Source organism: Streptomyces sp. NPDC006283, from assembly GCF_040613325.1.
GTDB lineage: Bacteria > Actinomycetota > Actinomycetes > Streptomycetales > Streptomycetaceae > Streptomyces.
In genome coordinates, this window is record NZ_JBEXRZ010000328.1 from 1 (window position 1) to 5,176 (window position 5,176).

At 68.9% G+C, this 5,176-nt stretch carries 5 protein-coding genes and 1 pseudogene; 5 read left to right on the forward strand and 1 reads right to left on the reverse strand.

All coding sequences use genetic code 11. The features are described 5' to 3' along the window. The first annotated feature begins 598 nt into the window (after positions 1 to 598). From ABZ070_RS35120 to ABZ070_RS35140, 5 genes are all read left to right on the forward strand, one after another. A complete protein-coding gene (locus ABZ070_RS35120; RefSeq protein WP_356640003.1) occupies positions 599 to 847 on the forward strand; it encodes a ribbon-helix-helix protein, CopG family in 249 nt (82 codons plus the stop codon). A 1-nt stretch (position 848) separates the two neighbouring features. Then, complete coding sequence (locus tag ABZ070_RS35125) at positions 849 to 1,220, forward strand: toxin Doc (RefSeq protein WP_356640005.1); 372 nt, start codon at positions 849 to 851, stop codon at positions 1,218 to 1,220. Positions 1,221 to 1,249: 29 nt separating this feature from the next. Then, positions 1,250 to 1,486 (forward strand): hypothetical protein, encoded by a 237-nt coding sequence (locus ABZ070_RS35130; RefSeq protein WP_356640007.1) that lies wholly within the window; start codon positions 1,250 to 1,252, stop codon positions 1,484 to 1,486. Between the two features lie 87 nt (positions 1,487 to 1,573). Continuing rightward, the gene (locus ABZ070_RS35135; RefSeq protein ID WP_356640009.1) at positions 1,574 to 1,744 is read left to right on the forward strand and encodes a hypothetical protein; all 171 of its coding nucleotides are present in this window, start codon (positions 1,574 to 1,576) and stop codon (positions 1,742 to 1,744) included. 523 nt (positions 1,745 to 2,267) lie between these two features. Further along, the gene (locus ABZ070_RS35140; RefSeq protein WP_356640011.1) at positions 2,268 to 4,349 is read left to right on the forward strand and encodes a SpoIIE family protein phosphatase; all 2,082 of its coding nucleotides are present in this window, start codon (positions 2,268 to 2,270) and stop codon (positions 4,347 to 4,349) included. A gap of 542 nt (positions 4,350 to 4,891) precedes the next feature. On the opposite strand, the pseudogene ABZ070_RS35145 reads toward ABZ070_RS35140, so the two are convergent. Then, positions 4,892 to 5,176 (reverse strand): annotated as a pseudogene (locus tag ABZ070_RS35145) (XRE family transcriptional regulator); the annotation flags it as partial.

The following is a 5,176-nucleotide window of genomic DNA, read 5'->3' on the forward strand; positions in this document are numbered from 1 at the left end:
GCCCAAGGCGGTCCTGGCCCTCGAGCCGGGTCCCCCAACCGCATGACGTCAATCGCCGCAGCCGCCCTCACCCCGGAGAGGCAACGCTGAAAACGCTCATTGACGCCCCATGTACTGCAGGTGAGTTTCGAGAGCTCGTTGCCTGCGCTGCTCGTATGGATGGGGCAACCGTCTGGTGGGTGGGACCACCGACAGAGAGGCACGACCGGCCAACTCCCCTAGGAGGCCGCCGATCCGGACATCGGGTGCGTATCCCGGCCGGGCACTGTACAGCTACTTGCCATGTGAAACGGCTTTACAGCACCGTCGTTGTGTGAGTACGAGACGATATGAAGCGATGGCCGCACTGCGGGACTGGTCGAAGCCCGGACGCCGGGCCGAGCTGCTCGTCGCCGCGTGACAGGCGGGCGAGACGAACGTCTCCGCACTCGCCGAGGCCGCGCGCATCAGCCGGCCGAACGTGTACACCGACCTGCGCTCCGGGGAATCGACCCCGACCGCCGACCGAAGGAAACCGCCGCCGTGATGCCGCGGGGCCCGTGACTGGGCAGTTCCGTCCGGGCCGCACCTGCTGTACACCTTGCTGTACGATGGGCGTATGTCGAAGCCAGTGACGATTCGGGTCGATGACGCGCTGCACGCGCTGCTCAAGGAGCGTGCCGAAGCCGAAGGCACCACGGTCACCGCGCTCATCACCCGAGCCGCGCACAACGCAGTCCGCGATCCTCGCCTCGAAGGCGCCGCCGAAGTCTTCCGGAACTTCGTCAACGACCACGCCGGCGCGTTCGATCAGGCGTTCCCCGAGGATGCGCCCTCCCAGCTGGACGCATCCGGCCAGGCCGCCTGACATGGAGCTCTACGTCGACATCCGCTGGCTGCTGGAGCGCCAGGCGGAGGTGCTGCCCAAGCATCCGGCCATCCATGACTTCTCTGGCCTAGTGGCCGCGGTCGGCCGGCACCGTGTCAATACGCCACAGATCGGCGCCATGGTCGACAACGCCTGGCGTGCGGCTGCCCTAATGCACACCGTGATCCGCATCAGGCCGCTGCCGGCCCGCAACGCCCTGTTTGGCGTGGGCCTGGTCGTTGCCTACATGGCGGCCGTCGGCGAAGGTATCGACGCCCCCTTCGGTGCGCTGATCGACCTCGCCCGCGACATCGACACCGACCGCTGCGACGCGTACGACGCTGCCGATCGAATCCGCTCCTGGCGCATCTGATCACCCGGGCACCTGCATATCTACGTGAGATGCGCACCTTGCCCGTCCGACCTTGGCCAGCTCTCCAGAGCGGCGACGCCCTCACCGGTCACGTTCGGTCCTCCGCCCAGATGCTCTCCGAGCGCCAAGGCGAACGGCTCCCGCAGTGGCTGGACGCCGTCCGTCAAGACGACCTGACCAGCTCCACACTCTCGCCGCGGCGCACGGTCCGGCCCTCCTCGGCGCACCAGGCGGCGAACGCCCGCCGGTCCGCGTCGTACGCATGACGTTGGAGGCCGGGGCGCTCGCCGCGATCGCGGCCACTTTGCCCGCGTGCAGTTGCCTGTATCCAAGTCGGGGCACTCCGGCTCGCCTTGGTCGGCGAGGACAACGTTGACGACTCCACCGCCGCCCTCGCAGGACTCCTCGAACACTCGGAACTGACCGACCTCGACGCCATGGCCGACACCCTCTTCCGGCACGCACCCAACCCCAGCGACGACATCGCCCTGCTTCTCATCAGCCCCCAGCCAACCCGTCAATGACGGGACAAACGTCGCGCTCGCCCGAGGGCCCGGCTGGCGGGCGGGCCCAGTGGCGTTCAGGTCGCCGGCCCCGGCCACACCAAGGGTCGATCGTTCTTGGCTCAGAGAACGGGCAGTCGTTCTGGGTGCCGGTAACCACGGGACCTCGCCGGGGCGAGGTCTGGATGGTGTCCGACGTACGAGCCGGCTGCCCCGTGCCGGGGGTGATGCCTGGGGCTTCGAGCAGTGGGTGCGGCAGTGGCACCTCGGCAGCGATTGGTGTGCCGCGTCCGACGCTGTCGGAACGCGTGGAGAGCTCGATTCGATATGAAGCAACCAAGGTCTCCCAAGTATGAGTATCTGCTGTCCGTTCTCGGGCTCTGGCTCAACCTCTGCGCGTCAGAGCGGCTGCTCACAGCGGTCCGCGGCGTGACAAGCAAGGGGGACCACACCCGCGCAGAATGGGAGGGTGGCACGCCCGGGCTCGGCGCCCTGGCCGCCGCCGAACGGGACGCACCGATGATGTGCGAGCCAGGAGGCAGCGATGGAGCGGTTCGGCGACCAGAGCAGCAGGCCCGCCCCGGGGAACGACCGCCTAGCCGCCCCTCATGTGGCCCTTGCTGTCAACGGCATGGGCAGCTTCACCTGGGATCTGGCGAGCGGGGTACTGCGCTATGACGAGGCGGGTCTTTCCGTCATGGGATTCCAGCCGGGCGAGTACGACGGTCGGCTCAGCACTCTCGGTGAGCGGATGCTGCCGGTGGAGCTCCCTGCGGTCCAGGCGCGAGTGGACCGTGCGATCGAGGAGCGGTCGGGCTTCAGCCTCTACTTCCGGGTCCGGCACCCTGGTGGCCGACTGCGTTGGACGCACACTCAGGGCCACGTCGTCTGCGACGCCCAGGGGCGCCCGGTCCAGGTCATCGGCATCATCAGGGACGCCAGCCAGGAGCTACGGGCTGTCGACCAGACCGAGCAGCTGCGCCAAGCGAGGCTCGATCGCCGCCGACAGGCCGACATCGTCGGCCATGTCAGCGATGCCCTCGTCCCGACGGTCACGGTGGACGATGTCGCCGAGGCTCTCACCACCGGGCGGCTGCTGGAGCAGCTTGGCGCCTCGAGCATCGTCCTGGGCCTGGTCGACAACGGCCGGATGGAACTGATCGGCTCGAACGGGCTGCACCAGCAGCTCGTCCGGGACTTCCACCTGTCCCGCCTGGACCAGCCCCTGCCGCTCACCGAGGCCATCCGCACCCGGGAACCGGTCTTCGTCACCGACCGTGAGGACTTTGCCGCGCGCTACCCCGCACTGCGGCCATACCTGAGGATGTTCTCCAGTGCCTCAGCAGCCGTCTATCTCCCCTTGATCGCCCAAGACAACCCCATCGGCGCACTCGGGCTCACCTACGACGGCAAGGGATCGTTCACGCACGACGAACGGACCGTACTGAACGCCCTGGGCAAGGTCATCGCCCAGTCGTTGCAGCGTGCCCTGCTGTACGACCGGGAGCACGAGCTCGCCGCCGGACTGCAGACCGCCATGCTTCCCGGCCGCACGCCGGACATCCCGGGTCTGATCGTCGCCACTTGTTACCGGCCGGCCAGCGCCCGGGGAGGAATCGGCGGCGACTGGTACGACGTCCTCGCGCTTCCGGACGGACGGGTCGTCGCGACCGTCGGCGACGTCCAGGGCCACGACGTCACGGCGGCCGCCGTCATGGGTCAACTCCGCATCGCACTGCGCGCGTACGCAGCCGAAGGACATCCACCCGCGACCGTCGTCGCGCGCGCCTCCGCCTTCCTCGCCGAGCTGGAAACCGACCGCTTCGCCACCTGCCTCCTCGTGCAGATCGACCCCCGGACCGGACTGGCCATAACTGTGCGCGCCGGTCACCTGGACCCCGTGCTGCGCCGCGCGGACGGGACCTGCGCCTGGCTCGAAACCCCCGGCGGACTCCCGCTCGGCCTCTCTTCTCCAGGAGCGCAGCCCGCCTATCCCGCGACTGAGATGGCCCTGGACGCCGGTTCCACACTCCTGCTGTGCACGGACGGACTCCTCGAAGCACGCGCCGAGGACATCGACCAAGGTTTCAGCCGCCTCCTTGACTGCCTCGGCAAGGGGCCGGCGCTCCCGGACGACCTGGCCGACCACCTGCTGAAGTCCATGAGCGCCTACACGGGAGGGGAGGACGACGTGGCCCTACTCATCATGCGGCGCACGCGGCGCGGGCCCTCAGTCACCCCGCAGTTGGAGGTCACCGTCACGCTCGCCGATCCCGACTCCCTCCGCGCCGCACGGCTCGCTCTCCGCGCGGCGTTGATCCGCTGGTCACTGGAACCGCTCGGCGACACAGCAGAGCTCCTCGCCTGCGAACTGGCCACCAACGCCCTCCTGCACACAGGCGGCAACGCCACACTGACGGCCAGACCGGTGACCGACCGGGGGCGCGCCGTGCGCCTCGCTGTCACCGACACCTCGCCCCTCTCCCCACGACGCCGGGCCGCTACAGAACGGGCGACCTCCGGCCGCGGACTCCTGCTGATCGAGGAACTGGCCACCACCTGGGGCGTCGAGTCGCGCGGCAACGGCAAATCCGTCTGGTGCGAAGTCTCCGCGCCACCTCTCTGAACGAGGTCTCGCCCCATCGACGCATGTGCTGCTGGCGGGCGAGCAGTGAAACCGACGCCGCCTTGATCAGGCGGCTTGGTGCAGTGAACGCAGTGCACCCGCCCGTCCGCAGACACGGGCAGGCGTACCGCCGAACACCGTGCCCGAGCCCCACTTCCACCCCGGCCGCTCAGCCACACCGCGCGAGTGCCCATCTGTTCGGCTCCGGTCAGCTCGGCGATGATATGGGAGGGCCACATCGAGGGGTCGCCGGTGATGCGCCAGTTCGCCTCGGCGGCCCACATCCGAGCCCACTTGTAGCTCTCGTGGAGGAGTCGCTCGGCGAGAGGTGCGGCGGGGCGCGGCCATGACGTCGAGCAACGTCTGCGTCAGGCACATCGTCGCCCCAAGCGAGCTCGCCCTGCACGCGGTCACGCCGCCGGGGGCGGGCGTGTGCTGCCTAACGATGCCGCTGTCACGGGAGTACCGGGACGCACAGTCCGGTATTCGCAGGCTTTCGATCGCTTCTCGTAACCTCAAAATTCGAACTTCCGTTCTGGAACTTAGTAGTTGACCTCGATGTAGCCGATGTCGGTGAACTCCACCTGCAGGCCCGCGGCACGGCGGCCGCGGTCGGTGAAGTACACGTCCTGCAGGCCTTCGGCGGCGATCCGCTGCAACGCGGTCTCGCTCGCGCCGGCGGCCTGGGCGTCGAACAGGCGGGCCGCGTACTGGGGCGGCAGCTGCTGGGTGACCCGCCGGATCCGCGCGTCATCCGTCGTGCCCGGTGCGGCGATAAACCCGAACCGGGCACGGGTCTCGATCACGATGCCGGTCGACGTCGCCGC